Origin of the sequence: Pseudomonas sp. D8002, assembly GCF_013385695.1 — a bacterium.
Classification (GTDB): Bacteria; Pseudomonadota; Gammaproteobacteria; order Pseudomonadales; family Pseudomonadaceae; genus Aquipseudomonas.
Genome location: NZ_JACAPM010000006.1, coordinates 215102 through 231174, shown reverse-complemented (window position 1 = coordinate 231174; position 16073 = coordinate 215102). Strand labels below are relative to the sequence as shown.

Sequence of the window (16073 nt, the reverse complement as noted above, 5' to 3'; positions counted from 1 at the left end):
GCCATCAGACCGCTTCAGCCGGGCGGCGGCTGAAGCGCTGCCCCAGGCCGTGCATGGCGAGGAAGATCACCGGCGTGGAAAACAGCGTCAGCAACTGACTGAGCAACAACCCGCCGATAATCGCGATGCCCAGCGGGTGACGCAGCTCCGAACCAATCCCCGTACCGAGCGCCAGCGGCACCGCGCCGAACAGCGACGCCATGCTGGTCATCAGGATCGGCCGGAACCGCAACTCTGCCGCCTGGCGGATCGCGGCCGTGGGGCTCAGGCCGCCCTCGCGTAACAACTCCAGGGCAAAGTCGACCATCATGATGCCGTTTTTCATCACGATACCGATCAGCAACACAATGCCGATCAGGCCGATGATGTCGAACTGCGTGCCCGTCACCAGCAGCGCCAGCAAGGCCCCGAGTGCTGCCGAGAGCAGCGTCGAAAGGATCGTCACCGGGTGCACGAAGCTTTCGTACAGAATCCCCAGCATCAGGTACACCACCACAATCGCCGCCACCACCAGGAATACCTGGTTGGACAGCGACTGTTCGAACGTCGCCGCCGCGCCTTCCAGGTTGGCCTGCACCGACAGCGGCAAGCCGACCTTGGCCTCGATGTCCTTGAGCCGCGTCACCGCCGCGCCAAGGGTCTGGCCGGGCGCTAGGTTGAACGAAACGTCGGCATACGGAAACTGGCCCAGCCGGTTGATGGTGACGGGCGCCCGCACCACCTGCAGGGTCGCCATGCTCGACAGCGGCGCCACACCGCCACCGGGAATGTCCACGTACAACCCGGTGAGCAGGTCCGGCAAGTTGCGCGGCGGATGGTCGGTGGCGATCACCACGTGGTACTGGTTGAGCTGGGTGTAGATCGTCGAGACCTGGCGCTGGCCGAAGGCGTCATACAGCACATCGTCAATCGCCTGGGGCGTGATACCGAGTCGCGAGGCGGTGGCGCGGTCAAAGGTCAGCTGGATCTGATTGCCGAATTGCATCGCCTGGCTTTGCACGTCGGTGAACATCGGGTCTTGCTTGATCGCCGCCAGCAGCTTGTTGGTCCACGTTTCCAGCTCGTCCGGATCGGTGGCTTGCAGGCCCAGGCGGTAGCTGGTGGTGGACACCGTGGCGTCGAGGGTCAGGTCCTGTACCGAGTGCAGGTACAGGCGGATCCCGGCGTCGTCGGCGTTGGCATCGGAGAGCCGGCGGATCACCTCGGTGGCACTATCGCGCTCGCCGCGGGGCTTGAGGTTGATCAGCAGGTTGCCCTGGTTGATGGTCGGGTTGGTCTGGTCGATCCCGACGAAGGACGACAGGCTTTGCACCGCCGGGTCCTTGAGGATTCGCGCGGCCAGGCGCTGTTGTTCGGTCTGCATCTGCTGGAATGAAACCGTCGGCGCCGCCTGGGAAATACCCTGGATCAGCCCGGTGTCCTGGTCGGGGAAAAAGCCCTTGGGCATGATCACCAGAATCATCAGGGTCAGCGCGGCGGTGAGCGCTATCGAGATCAGGGTCAAGGTGCGGTGCGCCAACACCCAGTCAAGGCCACGCACGTAGTGGGTGTTGATGCGGTCGAAGAAATCCGCGCGGCGTTCCTGGTGCTTATTCTTGAGCATCCGCGCGCACATCATCGGCGTGAGGGTCAGGGAGATGAACGCCGAGATAACGATGGTCACGGCCACGGTCATGGCGAATTCGCGGAACAGCCGGCCGACCACATCGCCCATGAACAGCAGCGGGATCATCACTGCAATCAGCGCAATCGACAGCGAAATAATCGTGAAGCCGATTTGCTCCGACCCCTTGAGCGCCGCCTCCAGCGGCGAGTCGCCCGCCTCGATATAGCGCGTGATGTTTTCGATCATCACGATGGCGTCGTCCACCACGAACCCGATGGCGATAGTCAGCGCCATCAGTGTCAGGTTGTTCAGGGAGAAGCCCAGCGCATAAGCCACCGCCAGGGTGCCCACCAGCGTCAGCGGCACGGTGACTGCCGGAATAACCGTCGCCGCAACGTCGCGCAGGAAAATGAAAATCACGATCACCACCAGCAGCACCGCCACCGCCAGTTCGTACTGCACATCGGTGACCGAGGCGCGGATGGTTTGCGTGCGGTCGGTCAGCACATCGACCTTCAAGGTACCCGGCAAACTGGCCCGCAGCTTGGGCAGCAATTGCTGCACGCGGTCGACCACCTGAATCACGTTGGCGCCTGGCTGGCGCTGAATGTTCAGCACAATCGACGGCGTGCTGTTGGTCCACGCAGCCTGGCGCGGGTTCTCCGGGCCCTGGGTGGAACTGGCGATCTGCGACAGGCGAATCGGCGCGCCATTTTTATAGGCGATCACCAGGTCGCGGTATTCCTCGGCCGATTGCAGCTGGTCGTTGGCACCAATCGAATACGCCTGGAACTTGCCGTCGATATTGCCTTTGGCCTGGTTGACGTTGGCCGTGCCGAGGGAGGTGCGCAGGTCATCAATGGACAGGCCGAGGCTATTGAGCGCCGAGGTATTCGCCTCGACCCGCACCGCCGGGCGTTGGCCGCCGCTGATGGTCACCAAGCCGACGCCGGTGATCTGCGAGATCTTCTGCGCCAACCGTGTATCCGCCAGGTCCTCGACCTTGGTCAGCGGCAATACATCGGAGGTCAGGGACAGGGTCAGCACCGGCGCATCCGCCGGATTGACCTTGCTGTATACCGGTGGGTACGGCAGGTTGGCCGGCAGGAAGGTGCCGGCGGCGTTGATCGCGGCCTGCACTTCCTGCTCTGCCACGTCCAGGGACAGCGACAGGTCGAATTGCAGGGTCACCACCGAAGCGCCGTCGGAGCTGGTGGAGTTCATCGACTTGAGGCCCGGCATCTCGCCGAGCTGGCGCTCCAGCGGCGCGGTGATCGAGGAGCTGACCACGTCCGGGCTGGCGCCGGGGTATTGGGTGAAGACCTGGATGGTCGGGTAATCGACTTCGGGCAACGCCGACACCGACAACAGGTGATACCCCAACATGCCCAGCAACAGCACCGCGACCATCATCAAGGTGGTGGCGACGGGACGTTCGATAAAGGGCCGCGAAATGTTCATGCTCGGCAGCTCCTCACTGGGCGACGACCTTCACGGCCGAACCGTCATCCAGTTTGTCGGCGCCTTCGGTGATCACCTGCTCGCCTGGCTTGACCCCGTTTTCGAGTACCGCCGACACATCGCCCATCGATGGGCCGGTCTTGATGTTGCGCAGGCTGGCCTTGTCGCCATTCACCACGAACACAAAATCGCCCTTGCTGCCATGCTGGATCGCCCGGGTGGGCACCACGGCAACCTGGGCCAGGGTGTCGGCCTTCAGGCGCGCATTGACGAACTGGTTGGGGAACAGCGCACTGCCCGAATCATCGAACTGCGCCTTGACCTTGATGGTGCCGGTGGAGGTGTCTACCTGGTTGTCCAGGGCCAACAGGCTGCCGGTGGCCAGCAGGGCTTTCTTGTTGCGGTCGTAGGCCAGCACCGTCACGACGCCACGGCCCAGGGCCTGGTTGATAGCGCCCAAGTCGTCCTCGGGGACCGCGAACACCACGGTGGCCGGGTTCATCTGGGTAATCACCACGATGCCGGTGGTGCTGGTGGTGGTGACGTAATTGCCGGGGTCGACCAGGCGCAGGCCCACCACACCGTCGACCGGCGAAGTGATGGTGCAGTAGCCGACCTGCACTTCAAGGTTCTGCACATTGCCCTGGTCGGCGGCCACGGTGCCCAGTTGTTGCTGGACCAAGGACGCCTGGGTGTCGACGGTTTGCTGGCTGGTAGAACCGGCCTTGACCAGTTCGCGGTAGCGCACCAGATCGCGCTGGGCATTGCTCAACACAGCCTGGTCGTGGGCCAGGGTACCCTTGGCCACGGCCAGCTGGGCCTTGAGAGCACGGTCATCGATCCGCGCAATCACCTGGCCCTTGCTGACGTGCTGGCCTTCCTTGAATTCCACGCTGCTGAGGATGCCATCGACCTGGGTGACCACGGTCACACTGCGGGTGGGGGTGACGGTGCCGAGGGCATCGATATACACCGGCACGTCCTGCAACACCACCGGCACCACGGCCACCGGTTCGCCGGTGACGGCCGGCCGGCCTTTGTGCCCGCCTGCAAAGAAGTGCAAACCCAGGGCAATCAACAACGCTACCAGTAACAACGTGCCAACGGCCCAGGCGAACGTACGTCGTCTGCTTTTCTCCACGGGTTTCTCTCTCGAACGCCGAAAACAGGAAGGGGCGGCCAGGCTAAATGGCCGCTCGCTGCCTGAACTCTAGCAGCGCGCTGGAGCTGTGCCTGTACGACCGTGAATGCGTTCAGCATCAAGACAGACAAAGTCAGCTGGGCGCCCCGCCATGCAAGGGCTGCGGCGGGATTCTTGAGCCCTGCGCAAAGCCGGTGCTACCATGCCAGACCGCCTGTCTTGGCAAGGAACCTCCTGGTCTATGAGCACCATTCGCGAGCGCAACAAAGAACTGATCCTGCGGGCTGCCAGTGAGGAGTTTGCCGACAAGGGCTTCGCCGCGACCAAAACCAGCGACATCGCCGCCAAGGCCGGGCTGCCCAAGCCCAACGTCTACTACTACTTCAAGTCCAAGGACAACCTCTATCGCGAGGTGCTCGAAAGCATTATCGAGCCGATCCTGGCGGCCTCCACACCGTTCAATCCTGATGGCGACCCTTCGGCCGTGCTGAGCGGGTACATCCGCTCGAAGATCTGCATCTCCCGGGATTTGCCGTTTGCCTCGAAAGTGTTTGCCAGTGAGATCATGCACGGCGCCCCGCATTTAAGCCCCGAGCAGGTGGAACAGCTGAATGCCCAGGCCAAGCACAACATCGACTGCATCCAGAGCTGGGTGGACCGTGGGCTGATTGCGCCGATTGATCCGCATCACCTGATGTTCAGCATTTGGGCGGCGACGCAGACGTATGCGGATTTTGACTGGCAGATTTCGGCGGTGACCGGGAAGGCGAAGTTGGATGAAGCGGATTATGAGGCGGCGGCGCAGACGATTATTCGGTTGGTGTTGAAGGGGTGTGAGCGGGACTGATAGACCGCAGCGTCTTCAAGATTCGCGAGCAAGCCCGCTCCCACATTTGAATTTGTGCCAGACATAAATCGTTTAAACGCTGCAGATCCAATGTGGGAGCGGGCTTGCTCGCGAAAGCGCCCTCCCAGACACATCCTGCACAAAGCCAAACCATCATCTCCAGATTCCCCGATCTAGCCTCTCAGAACCCCACCTGAAGAGAGGCAAAGGAATGCCTGATCCAGCTGCTTCACATCGCCTGCGCATCGGGCGATTCAGCGAGTCCAACCGCATCTACCTGATCACCACCAACACCCACGAACGCGCGCCGATATTCAGTGATTTTTATCTCGGCCGCCTGGTGGTCTGGCAATTCCGGCTCGCCCAGTATCAAGGGCTGGCGAACTCCCTGGCCTGGGTGGTCATGCCCGACCACTTTCACTGGTTGATTGAGCTGCAAAAAGGCTCATTGGGAGACCTGATGTGCCAGGTGAAGTCCAAAAGCACTCGAACCGTTAATGGCGCTACGGGCCGCAAAGGGCGGCTATGGCAAACCAGCTTTCATGATCGTGCGCTGCGCAAGGACGATGACTTGGTGAAGATGGCTCGGTATGTCGTGGCCAACCCATTAAGAGCAGGGTTGGTGGAGCGGATTGGCGACTATCCGCTGTGGGATGCGGTTTGGGTTTAGGTCCGGGACCGAGTCGCCCCTTTCGCGAGCAAGCCCGCTCCCACATTTGACCGAGTCCCAGCCTTGGAATGCAGTCAAATGTGGGAGCGGGCTTGCTCGCGAAGAGGCCCGACCAGTCACCTCACATCAAGCAGTAACCCCCGCATCCGCCAACAACCCCAACCCCTCGATCGCACTGATCGCACACTGCTCGTCAATATCCGACGTATCCCCGCTGATCCCGATCGCGCCCAGCACCACACCCGCCTGATCCCGGATCAACACCCCGCCCGGCGCCGGCACCACGCTGCCCTGCCCCAGGCTGTTCAACGCGGCAATAAACGCCGGCCGTTGCTGTGCGTCCAGCGCCAGCAAGCGCGAGCCCTTGCCCAGGGCTATCGCACCCCAGGCCTTGCCAATCGCGATCTGCGGGCGCAGCAGGCTCGCGCCATCCTCGCGCTGCAACGTTATCAAATGCCCGCCGCTGTCGAGTACCGCAACGGTCAGCGGTGCCGCCGAAATGGTGCGGCCTGCCGCGATGGCGTGGCTGGCCAGGTTGACTGCGACTTTCAAGGTTAAAGCGCTCATGGGTGCCGTCCTTATCTTGTTATGGGAAAGCCGTGGGGCTCTGTCTGATCAGAAGCTCGATCAAACAAATAGAACACAATAGATTTATTTTTTGTATACAATATTTCGAAACATACGCACCACACGTCGAAATATTCCCGTCCATAAGCCTTCCGACGAACGTAAAGGCCACCCAAGAAAATGGATTGACCTGCCCCGCTCGCCGTGAATACACTTCGGACCAACACCACTTGTATACAATTACAAAACGCAAGAGGCACCAAAACCATGAGCAAAATGAGAGCAATCGAAGCCGCTGTCCTGGTGATGCGCCGTGAAGGGGTCGACACCGCCTTCGGTATCCCGGGCGCCGCGATCAACCCGCTGTATTCGGCCTTGCAGAAGGTCGGTGGCATCGATCACGTCCTTGCTCGCCACGTTGAAGGCGCCTCGCACATGGCCGAGGGCTACACCCGCACCAAGGCCGGCAATATCGGCGTGTGCATCGGCACCTCGGGCCCGGCGGGCACCGACATGGTTACCGGCCTGTACAGCGCCTCGGCGGACTCGATCCCGATCCTGTGCATCACCGGCCAGGCGCCACGGGCACGCATGCACAAGGAAGACTTCCAGGCTGTCGACATCACCAGCATCGTCAAGCCGGTGACCAAGTGGGCGACCACCGTCCTGGAACCCGGCCAGGTGCCGTATGCCTTCCAGAAGGCCTTCTATGAAATGCGCTCCGGCCGCCCGGGCCCGGTGCTGATCGACCTGCCATTCGACGTACAAATGGCCGAGATCGAATTTGACATCGACGCCTACCAACCACTGCCCCTGGCCAAGCCTTTGGCGACCCGCATCCAGGTGGAAAAAGCCTTGGCCCTGCTGGACCAGGCCGAGCGCCCATTGCTGGTGAGCGGTGGTGGCGTGATCAACGCCGACGCCAGCGAACTGCTGGTGGAATTCGCCGAGTTGACCGGCATCCCGGTGATCCCGACCCTCATGGGCTGGGGCACGATCCCGGACGATCACCCGCAGATGGTGGGCATGGTCGGCCTGCAAACGTCCCACCGTTATGGCAACGCCACGATGTTGAAATCGGACGTGGTGCTGGGCATCGGTAACCGCTGGGCCAACCGTCACACCGGTTCGGTGGAGGTGTACACCGAGGGCCGCAAATTCATTCACGTGGACATCGAGCCGACGCAAATCGGCCGCGTATTCACCCCGGACCTGGGCATCGTTTCCGACGCCGGCTCTGCATTGACCATGTTCATTGAAGTGGCCCGCGAGTGGAAAGCCGCCGGCAAACTCAAGGACCGCAGCGCCTGGCTCCACGATTGCCAGCAGCGCAAGGCCACCCTCCACCGCAAGACCCACTTCGACAACGTGCCGGTCAAACCGCAACGGGTGTACGAAGAGATGAACCAGGTGTTCGGCAAAGACACCTGCTACGTCAGCACCATCGGCCTGTCGCAGATCGCCGGCGCGCAGTTCCTGCACGTCTACAAGCCACGCCACTGGATCAACTGCGGCCAGGCCGGCCCGCTCGGCTGGACCATTCCGGCGGCACTGGGTGTGGTCAAGGCGGACCCGACCCGCAAAGTCGTGGCACTGTCCGGTGACTATGACTTCCAGTTCATGATCGAAGAGCTGGCCGTGGGCGCACAGTTCAAGCTGCCGTACATCCACGTGGTGGTGAACAACTCCTACCTGGGGCTGATCCGCCAGGCCCAGCGCGGGTTTGAAATGGACTACTGCGTGCAGCTGTCCTTCGACAACCTCAACGCACCGGAACTCAACGGTTACGGCGTCGACCACGTGGCCGTCGCCGAAGGCCTGGGTTGCAAGGCCCTGCGGGTGTTCGAGCCGGGCCAGATCCAGCCGGCACTGCGCAAGGCTCAGGAAATGATCGAAGAATTCAAGGTTCCGGTGATCGTTGAGATTATTCTGGAGCGGGTGACCAATATTTCCATGGGCACCGAGATCAACGCCGTCAACGAATTCGAAGATCTGGCACTGGTGGGCAACGACGCGCCGACTGCCATTTCACTGCTCGATTAAGGAGAACCCCATGCCGCGTTTTGCCGCCAACCTGTCCATGCTGTTTACCGAACAGGACTTTCTTGCCCGTTTCAAAGCCGCCGCCGACGCGGGGTTCAGTGGTGTGGAATACCTGTTTCCCTATGAATTCAGCTCAGCTGAAATCAAGGCGCAACTCGATGCCCACGGCCTGACCCAAGTGCTGTTCAACCTGCCGGCCGGTGACTGGGCCAAGGGCGAACGCGGCCTGGCCTGCCACCCGGACCGGGTCGAGGAGTTCCGTGCCGGGGTCAACCTGGCCATCGCCTACGCCCAGGTACTGGGCAATACCCAGGTCAACTGCCTGGCGGGGATTCGCCCGGCCGGCGTGGATGACGCGACGCTTGAAAAAACCTTCGTCGCCAACCTCAAGTACGCCGCCGACAAGCTGCAGGCGGTGGGCATCCGGCTTGTGATGGAGATGATCAATACCCGCGACATCCCGGGCTTCTACCTGAACAACACGGCGCAGGCCCTGTCGATTCGCGAGCAGGTAGGCAGTGCCAACCTGTTCCTGCAATTCGACATCTATCACATGCAAATCATGGAAGGCGACCTGGCCCGCACCATGGCTGCGCACCTGGGTGAGATCAACCACATCCAGCTGGCGGACAACCCGGGGCGCAACGAGCCGGGGACCGGTGAGATCAACTACCGCTTCCTGTTCGAACATTTGGACCGCATCGGTTATCAGGGTTGGGTCGGCTGTGAGTACAAACCGTTGACCACCACCGAAGCGGGTTTGGGTTGGCTCAAAAGCCACAACGCGATCTAACTGAACAAACACAGCACCCAATGTGGGAGCGGGCTTGCTCGCGAAAGCGGTGGATCAGTCGACATCAATGCTGAATGTCGGCCCCCATTCGCGAGCAAGCCCGCTCCCACAGTGGATCTCCTGTGTTTAGCAGGCCGCGCCAGGCCTACACACCTAACAATAAGAGGATTTTCGTCATGGCTAAAATCGGATTTATCGGCACCGGCATCATGGGCCAACCCATGGCTGCCAACCTGCAAAAGGCCGGTCACCAACTGTTTCTTTCCGAGCATCACGGCAAGGCGCCGGCTGAACTGATCAGCGCTGGTGCGGTGGCCCTGGCCAACCCGCAGCAAGTGGCCCAGGAAGCCGAATTCATCATCGTCATGGTGCCCGACACCCCGCAGGTCGACGATGTGCTGTTCCGCGCCGACGGCGTCGCCGCAGGCCTTGGGCCGAACAAAGTGGTGATCGACATGAGTTCGATCTCGCCCACCGCCACCAAGGCCTTCGCCGCGAAGATCAACGAGACCGGCGCACGTTACCTCGACGCCCCGGTGTCCGGTGGTGAAGTCGGTGCCAAGGCCGGCACCCTGAGCATCATGATCGGCGGCGACCCGCACACCTTCGAACGCGCCCTGCCGCTGTTCCAGGCCATGGGCAAGAACATCACCCTGGTGGGCGGCAATGGCGATGGCCAGACCGCCAAGGTGGCCAACCAGATCATCGTTGCGTTGAACATCCAGGCGGTGGCGGAAGCGCTGCTGTTCGCCTCGAAGAACGGCGCCGACCCGGCCAAGGTGCGTGAAGCACTGATGGGGGGGTTTGCTTCGTCGAAAATCCTCGAAGTGCATGGCGAGCGCATGATCAAGGGCACCTTCGATCCGGGCTTCCGCATCAACCTGCACCAGAAGGATCTGAACCTGGCCCTGGCCGGTGCCAAGGAGCTGGGGATCAACCTGCCGAACACCGCCGGCACCCAGCAGGTGTTCAGCACCTGCACCGCCATCGGTGGCGGCAACTGGGACCACTCGGCGCTGATCAAGGGCCTGGAACATATGGCGAATTTTTCGATTCGCGATAAATAACCCCCTGATCGTTCCCACGCTCTGCGTGGGAATGCAGCCGTGACGCTCCGCGTCACAACAGCGGACGCAGAGCGTCCAGTGATTCATTCCCACGCGGAGCGTGGGAACGATCTGATGCACCCCTAATAACAAGAATCCCCGGGAGCCCGCTTATGTCGGTCGATCCGCAACACCTGCTTCGCGAGCTGTTTGCCACAGCCATCGACGCCGCCCACCCCCGGCAAGTCCTCGAACCCTATCTGCCCGCCGACCGCAGCGGCCGTGTCATCGTGATCGGTGCCGGCAAAGCCGCCGCCGCCATGGCGCTGGTGGTGGAAAACTGCTGGCAAGGCGAAGTCTCGGGCCTGGTGGTCACTCGCTACGGCCACGGCGCACCCTGCAAGAAAATCGAGGTCGTCGAAGCCGCGCACCCGGTGCCGGATGCCGCAGGCCAGGCCGTGGCCAAGCGTGTGCTGGAGCTGATCAGCAACCTGGGCGAAGGCGACCGCGTGATCTTCCTGCTCTCCGGCGGCGGCTCTGCACTGCTCGCCCTTCCGGCCGCCGGCATCACCCTGGCGGACAAGCAAGCGATCAACAAGGCCCTGCTCAAATCCGGCGCCACCATTGGCGAGATGAACTGCGTGCGCAAGCACCTCTCGGCGATCAAGGGCGGGCGCCTGGCCAAGGCAAGCTGGCCTGCCACCGTCTACACCTACGCGATTTCCGATGTACCGGGCGACCAGGCCACGGTCATCGCTTCCGGCCCCACTGTTGGCGACCCCAGTACCTCGCAACAGGCGCTGGCGATTCTCAAGCGCTACCAGATTGAAATCCCGGCGTCGGTGCACACCTGGCTGCAAAGCCCGGAGTCGGAAACCGTCAAGCCCGGGGACCCGGTGCTCGCCCGTAGCCATTTCCAACTGATCGCCCGTCCGCAGCAATCCCTGGAAGCGGTGGCGGTGAAAGTCCGCCAGGCCGGTTTCAGCCCGCTGATCCTCGGCGACCTGGAAGGCGAAGCGCGGGACGTGGCCAAGGTGCACGCCGGTATCGCCCGGCAAATCATCCAGCACGGCCAACCCCTGGCGGCGCCTTGCGTGATCCTCTCCGGCGGCGAAACCACCGTCACCGTACGCGGCAATGGCCGTGGCGGACGCAACGCCGAATTCCTGCTGAGCCTCACCGACAGCCTCAAGGGCCTGCCCGGCGTCTACGCCCTGGCGGGTGACACCGACGGCATCGACGGCTCGGAAGACAATGCCGGCGCGATCATGACGCCCACCAGCTACGCCCGCGCCGAAGCCCTGGGCTTGAGCGCCAGTGACGAGCTGGACAACAACAATGGCTACGGTTACTTCGCGGCCCTCGACGGCTTGATCATCACCGAGCCGACCCGCACCAACGTCAACGATTTCCGCGCCATTCTGATTCTTGAAAGCCCTGAAAGAGAGTCCCCTGAACATGACGCCTGATAAGAAGGTCAAGATCCTCGCCACGCTGGGCCCGGCCACCGACAGCATCGACGACATCCGCGAGCTGGTGGAAGCCGGGGTGAATATCTTTCGCCTGAACTTCAGCCATGGCGATCATGCCGACCACGCCCAACGCTACCAGTGGATTCGCCAGGTGGAGCGCCAGCTCAATTATCCCCTCGGCATCCTGATGGACCTGCAAGGGCCGAAGCTGCGGGTGGGGCGTTTTGCCGAAGGAAAAGTGCAACTGATTCGCGGCCAGGCCCTGCGCCTGGACCTGGACTCGACACCCGGTGACCAGCGGCGGGTCAACCTGCCCCACCCGGAAATCATCGCGGCCCTGCAGCCCGGCATGGACCTGCTGCTGGACGACGGCAAGCTGCGCCTGCGGGTGATCACCAAGCACGCCGATGCCATCGACACCACCGTGCTCAATGGCGGCGAACTGTCGGACCGTAAAGGCGTGAACGTACCCCAGGCATTGCTGGAGCTCAGCCCGCTGACCGCCAAGGACCGCCGCGACCTGAGCTTCGGCCTGGAACTGGGGGTGGACTGGGTGGCGCTGTCGTTTGTGCAACGCCCGGAAGACATCCGCGAAGCCCGCGAGTTGATCGGCGACAAGGCGTTCCTGATGGCCAAGATCGAGAAGCCCTCGGCGGTGCAGCGCCTGCAGGAAATCGCCGAGCTGAGCGACGCGATCATGGTCGCCAGAGGCGACCTGGGGGTGGAAGTGCCGGCGGAAAGCGTGCCGCAAATCCAGAAGGACATCATTGGTGTGTGCCGCCAGTTGGGTAAACCGGTGGTGGTGGCCACGCAGATGCTTGAATCCATGCGCTTCTCCCCGGCGCCGACCCGTGCCGAGGTCACCGACGTGGCCAACGCAGTGGCGGAAGGGGCGGACGCGGTGATGCTGTCGGCGGAAACCGCTTCCGGTGAATACCCGTTGGAGGCCGTGCTGATGATGAGCAAGATCATTCGCCAGGTGGAAAATGGCCCGGATTACCAGACCCAGCTGGACGTCAGCCGGCCCAAGGCGGATGCCACGGTGTCGGACGCCATCAGCTGTGCGATCCGCCGTATCAGCAGCATCCTGCCGGTGGCAGTGCTGGTGAACTACAGCGAGTCGGGCACCTCCACCTTGCGGGCGGCGCGGGAACGGCCGGCGGTGCCGATTCTGAACCTGACACCGAACCTGTCGACGGCGCGACGCTTGAGCGTGGCGTGGGGCGTGCATTCGGTGGTGAACGATCGGCTGCGGCAGGTGGATGAGGTGTGTTCCACGGCGTTGGAGATTGCCCAGGCACAGGGTATGGCGGAGCGTGGGGATACGTTGGTGATTACTGCTGGGGTGCCATTCGGGCAGCCAGGGTCGACCAATTCGTTGCGGATCGAGACATTGATCTAATCCCCTGTGGCGAGGGAGCTTGCTCCCGCTGGGCTGCGCAGCAGGCCCATCTTTTGGGGCCGCTGCGCGCCCCAGCGGGAGCAAGCTCCCTCGCCACAAGATTCGGTGCTTTCCTGCAGATTATTGATCATGCCCAACCAACCCTGCCCCGACTGGGCCGAAGCCCTGCTCAACGGCTTCAGCCAGATATTCCTGCAGCGCCACCCGCTGTGTGGCCTGCTCTGCCTGCTGGCGATCCTGATCGGCGCCCCGGCCCTGCTCGGCGGCGCGCTGCTGGGCGGTGTCGCCGGCTTGCTGACCGCCCAACGCCGCGGCTATCCCAAGGCCGAACGCCAGGCCGGTCTCTATAGCTACAACGGCGTGCTGCTCGGCTTGCTGATCAGCCAGCACTTCAGCTGGTCGGCACTGCTGCCGCCGTTGATTCTCGCCTGCGGTGGCCTCAGCGCAATCCTCACTCGCCAGTGGCTCAAACGCGCCGCCAATCCCGATGACCTGCCCGCCTACACCGCACCGTTTGTGGTACTCGGCTGGCTGCTGCTGGGCACCACCGCGCCCGCCGCATTTGCCGCCAGCGAACCCGGCACCTGGGCGCTACTCTGCGCGCCGTTCACAGGTCTGGCCCAAGTCATCCTGATGGACCAACCCCTCGCCGGCCTGCTGATCGCCCTCGGCCTTTTAATAGCCAGCCGCCGCGCGGCCTTGTGGGCGCTGACCGGCGCGAGCCTCGGCGTGTTGATCGCCCTGTTGATGGACGAGCCCGCCAGCGCCCTGCTCGGCCTGCACAGCTATAACCCGGCGCTGGCCGCCCTGGCCCTCAGCCAGCATCGTCGCCAACCCTGGCTGCCGCTGATCGGCATCCTGCTGGCGATCATCCTCACGCCGGGCTTCACCGGCCTCAACCTGCCCGCGCTGACCGCGCCGTTTATCCTCGCCGCCTGGCTGGTGCGCGCCAGTCAGCGGGTGATGCAGAAAACCCGCATGGACAGCCCCTTCGAATCCCCCTAGGCTTCGCTGATCTTCGATTCAGGCGACTTCCATGGACAGCAACAAGCACTGGCGTGAGCGTCTCTACGTCATGGTTTTCCAAAGTGACACCCCGGCCGGCCGACGCTTCGACAGCACCCTGTTGCTGATCATTCTGGCCAGCCTGGTGATCGTGATCCTCGACAGCATCCAGGCAGTCCACGACAACTACGCCAACGTGCTGGCCTATATCGAGTGGGGCTTCACCATCATCTTCGCCATCGAATACGGCCTGCGGCTGTATTGCTCGCCCAAGCCGTTGCGCTATGCCTTCAGCTTTTATGGGCTGGTGGATTTGCTGGCGATCGTGCCCGGGATCCTCGCGCTGTACTACAGCGACGCGCAGTACCTGCTGATTATCCGAATCATCCGGATGCTGCGGATTTTCCGCGTGCTCAAGCTCGGCCCGTACCTCAAGCAGGCCAACTACCTGATGTCGGCGCTGCGGGGCAGCAAGCAGAAGATCGTGGTGTTCCTGGTCAGCGTCTGCACCCTGGTCACGGTGTTCGGCACCTTGATGTACGTGATCGAAGGCCCGGAGCACGGGTTTACCAGCATTCCCAAGGGCATCTATTGGGCGATCGTCACCCTGACCACCGTGGGCTTTGGCGATATCGTGCCGAAGACCCCGCTGGGCCAGGTGATTTCGTCGCTGGTGATGATCACCGGTTATTCGATCATCGCGGTGCCCACCGGGATCTTCACCGCCGAACTGGCCAACGCCATGCGCGGTGAGCAATTGCAAACGGATTGCCCGGTGTGCAAGAAAAACAGCCATGAGCCCAATGCAGCGTTTTGCTCACGGTGTGGCAGCGCGCTTTTCAAAAAACTGGAATAAGCAAAGTTCTTTTTAATCTTTAAGCGACTATGCGCCCCCCCGTTATAGTCGCTGGCATATTGCCCCCATGCGTTTCAAAAACCTTCTCGAACAACAAGGAATGAGCAGTGAAAAAACTCGTTAGTGCCTCTCTCCTGGCCGCCGGCCTCGCACTGGCTGGCGTCGTCCAGGCCGCCCCGGTCACCCTGCTCAACGTCTCCTATGACGTGATGCGTGACTTCTACAAGGACTACAACGCCGCCTTCCAGAAGCACTGGGCCGCCGAGCATCCAAACGACAAGCTGACCCTGCAGATGTCCTTCGGTGGTTCGAGCAAACAAGCGCGCTCGGTGATCGACGGCCTGCCGGCTGACGTGATCACCATGAACATGGCCACCGACATCAACGCCCTGGCGGACAACGGCAAACTGGTGCCGGACAACTGGGTTACCCGCCTGCCGAACAACAGTGCGCCGTTCACTTCGGCCACGGTGTTCATCGTGCGCAAAGGCAACCCGAAAGCCCTGAAAGACTGGCCGGACCTGCTCAAGGATGGCGTGCAAGTCATCGTGCCGAACCCGAAGACCTCCGGTAACGGCCGCTACACCTACCTCTCGGCCTGGGGTTATGTGCTGAAAAACGGTGGCGACGAAGAGAAGGCCAAGAAGTTCGTGGGTGACCTGTTCAAGCACGCACCCGTGCTGGACACCGGTGGCCGTGCCGCTACCACCACGTTCATGACCAACCAGATCGGCGACGTGCTGGTGACCTTTGAGAACGAAGCAGAAATGATCGCCCGTGAATTCGGCCGTGATCAGTTCGAAGTGATCTACCCGAGCGTTTCCGCAGAAGCTGAGCCGCCAGTGTCGATCGTCGACAAAGTGGTCGAGAAGAAAGGCACCAAAGTGGCTGCCGAAGAATACCTGAAGTACCTGTGGTCGCCGGAAGGCCAGGAAATTGCCGCCAACAACTACCTGCGTCCACGTGACCCGAAAGTGCTGGCCAAGTACACCGACCGTTTCCCGAAAGTCGACTTCCTGTCGGTAGAGAAGACCTTTGGCGACTGGCGCACCGTGCAGAAGACCCACTTCAATGATGGCGGGGTTTTTGACCAGATCTACTCCGGGCAGTAATCCGCACCCTGATCGCTGATCGTTCCCACGCGCTGATCGTTCCCACGCTCCG

General features: G+C 62.2%; 13 protein-coding genes. 10 read left to right on the top strand and 3 right to left on the bottom strand.

Going from position 1 to position 16073, the window contains the following annotated elements:
* Positions 1–4: 4 nt before the first annotated feature.
* On the bottom strand, positions 5–3067 hold the full coding sequence (locus tag HX807_RS04445) for an efflux RND transporter permease subunit (protein WP_177035110.1): 3063 nt from the start codon (positions 3065–3067) through the stop codon (positions 5–7).
* 13 nt (positions 3068–3080) lie between these two features.
* Positions 3081–4208, bottom strand: a complete 1128-nt coding sequence (locus tag HX807_RS04440; RefSeq protein ID WP_102606152.1) for an efflux RND transporter periplasmic adaptor subunit — start codon at positions 4206–4208, stop codon at positions 3081–3083.
* A 241-nt stretch (positions 4209–4449) separates the two neighbouring features.
* Between HX807_RS04440 and HX807_RS04435 the strand changes: the two genes are divergently transcribed.
* On the top strand, positions 4450–5055 hold the full coding sequence (locus tag HX807_RS04435) for a TetR/AcrR family transcriptional regulator (RefSeq protein ID WP_003210590.1): 606 nt from the start codon (positions 4450–4452) through the stop codon (positions 5053–5055).
* 211 nt (positions 5056–5266) lie between these two features.
* On the top strand, positions 5267–5725 hold the full coding sequence (locus HX807_RS04430) for a transposase (RefSeq protein ID WP_177008365.1): 459 nt from the start codon (positions 5267–5269) through the stop codon (positions 5723–5725).
* Between the two features lie 126 nt (positions 5726–5851).
* Here HX807_RS04430 and HX807_RS04425 read toward each other — a convergent pair whose 3' ends face one another.
* Positions 5852–6292 carry a heme-binding protein gene (locus HX807_RS04425; protein WP_003210592.1) on the bottom strand — a complete coding sequence of 147 codons (441 nt, stop codon included), beginning with the start codon at positions 6290–6292 and terminating at the stop codon, positions 5852–5854.
* A gap of 267 nt (positions 6293–6559) precedes the next feature.
* On the opposite strand from HX807_RS04425, the gene gcl reads away from it, so the two are divergent.
* The 8 genes from gcl to HX807_RS04385 all read left to right on the top strand — a co-directional run bounded on the left by gcl (position 6560) and on the right by HX807_RS04385 (position 16021).
* Positions 6560–8335, top strand: a complete 1776-nt coding sequence (gcl, locus tag HX807_RS04420; RefSeq protein ID WP_063028181.1) for a glyoxylate carboligase — start codon at positions 6560–6562, stop codon at positions 8333–8335.
* A 10-nt stretch (positions 8336–8345) separates the two neighbouring features.
* Positions 8346–9128 carry a hydroxypyruvate isomerase gene (gene hyi / locus HX807_RS04415; RefSeq protein ID WP_177049334.1) on the top strand — a complete coding sequence of 261 codons (783 nt, stop codon included), beginning with the start codon at positions 8346–8348 and terminating at the stop codon, positions 9126–9128.
* A gap of 176 nt (positions 9129–9304) precedes the next feature.
* Positions 9305–10195, top strand: a complete 891-nt coding sequence (locus tag HX807_RS04410) for a 2-hydroxy-3-oxopropionate reductase (RefSeq protein ID WP_003210595.1) — start codon at positions 9305–9307, stop codon at positions 10193–10195.
* Positions 10196–10347: 152 nt separating this feature from the next.
* The gene (locus tag HX807_RS04405) at positions 10348–11643 is read left to right on the top strand and encodes a glycerate kinase (protein ID WP_177049332.1); all 1296 of its coding nucleotides are present in this window, start codon (positions 10348–10350) and stop codon (positions 11641–11643) included.
* Positions 11633–13048, top strand: a complete 1416-nt coding sequence (gene pyk, locus HX807_RS04400; RefSeq protein WP_177049330.1) for a pyruvate kinase — start codon at positions 11633–11635, stop codon at positions 13046–13048. The genes HX807_RS04405 and pyk overlap by 11 nt, the downstream gene beginning before the upstream one ends.
* A gap of 129 nt (positions 13049–13177) precedes the next feature.
* Positions 13178–14053 (top strand): urea transporter, encoded by an 876-nt coding sequence (locus tag HX807_RS04395; RefSeq protein WP_177049328.1) that lies wholly within the window; start codon positions 13178–13180, stop codon positions 14051–14053.
* 31 nt (positions 14054–14084) lie between these two features.
* Positions 14085–14909, top strand: coding sequence for an ion transporter (locus HX807_RS04390; protein ID WP_008434745.1), 825 nt, complete (start codon positions 14085–14087; stop codon positions 14907–14909).
* Between the two features lie 107 nt (positions 14910–15016).
* Positions 15017–16021 carry a sulfate ABC transporter substrate-binding protein gene (locus HX807_RS04385; protein ID WP_003210600.1) on the top strand — a complete coding sequence of 335 codons (1005 nt, stop codon included), beginning with the start codon at positions 15017–15019 and terminating at the stop codon, positions 16019–16021.
* Positions 16022–16073: the final 52 nt, after the last annotated feature.

What these genes read in the sequence shown, in the direction of transcription:
- HX807_RS04445 (WP_177035110.1), bottom strand. Translation starts at nt 3,067, where the DNA reads ATGAACATTTCGCGGCCCTTTATCGAACGTCCCGTCGCCACCACCTTG.
- HX807_RS04435 (WP_003210590.1), top strand. Translation starts at nt 4,450, where the DNA reads ATGAGCACCATTCGCGAGCGCAACAAAGAACTGATCCTGCGGGCTGCC.
- HX807_RS04430 (WP_177008365.1), top strand. Translation starts at nt 5,267, where the DNA reads ATGCCTGATCCAGCTGCTTCACATCGCCTGCGCATCGGGCGATTCAGC.
- HX807_RS04425 (WP_003210592.1), bottom strand. Translation starts at nt 6,292, where the DNA reads ATGAGCGCTTTAACCTTGAAAGTCGCAGTCAACCTGGCCAGCCACGCC.
- gcl (WP_063028181.1), top strand. Translation starts at nt 6,560, where the DNA reads ATGAGCAAAATGAGAGCAATCGAAGCCGCTGTCCTGGTGATGCGCCGT.
- hyi (WP_177049334.1), top strand. Translation starts at nt 8,346, where the DNA reads ATGCCGCGTTTTGCCGCCAACCTGTCCATGCTGTTTACCGAACAGGAC.
- HX807_RS04410 (WP_003210595.1), top strand. Translation starts at nt 9,305, where the DNA reads ATGGCTAAAATCGGATTTATCGGCACCGGCATCATGGGCCAACCCATG.
- HX807_RS04405 (WP_177049332.1), top strand. Translation starts at nt 10,348, where the DNA reads ATGTCGGTCGATCCGCAACACCTGCTTCGCGAGCTGTTTGCCACAGCC.
- pyk (WP_177049330.1), top strand. Translation starts at nt 11,633, where the DNA reads ATGACGCCTGATAAGAAGGTCAAGATCCTCGCCACGCTGGGCCCGGCC.
- HX807_RS04395 (WP_177049328.1), top strand. Translation starts at nt 13,178, where the DNA reads ATGCCCAACCAACCCTGCCCCGACTGGGCCGAAGCCCTGCTCAACGGC.
- HX807_RS04390 (WP_008434745.1), top strand. Translation starts at nt 14,085, where the DNA reads ATGGACAGCAACAAGCACTGGCGTGAGCGTCTCTACGTCATGGTTTTC.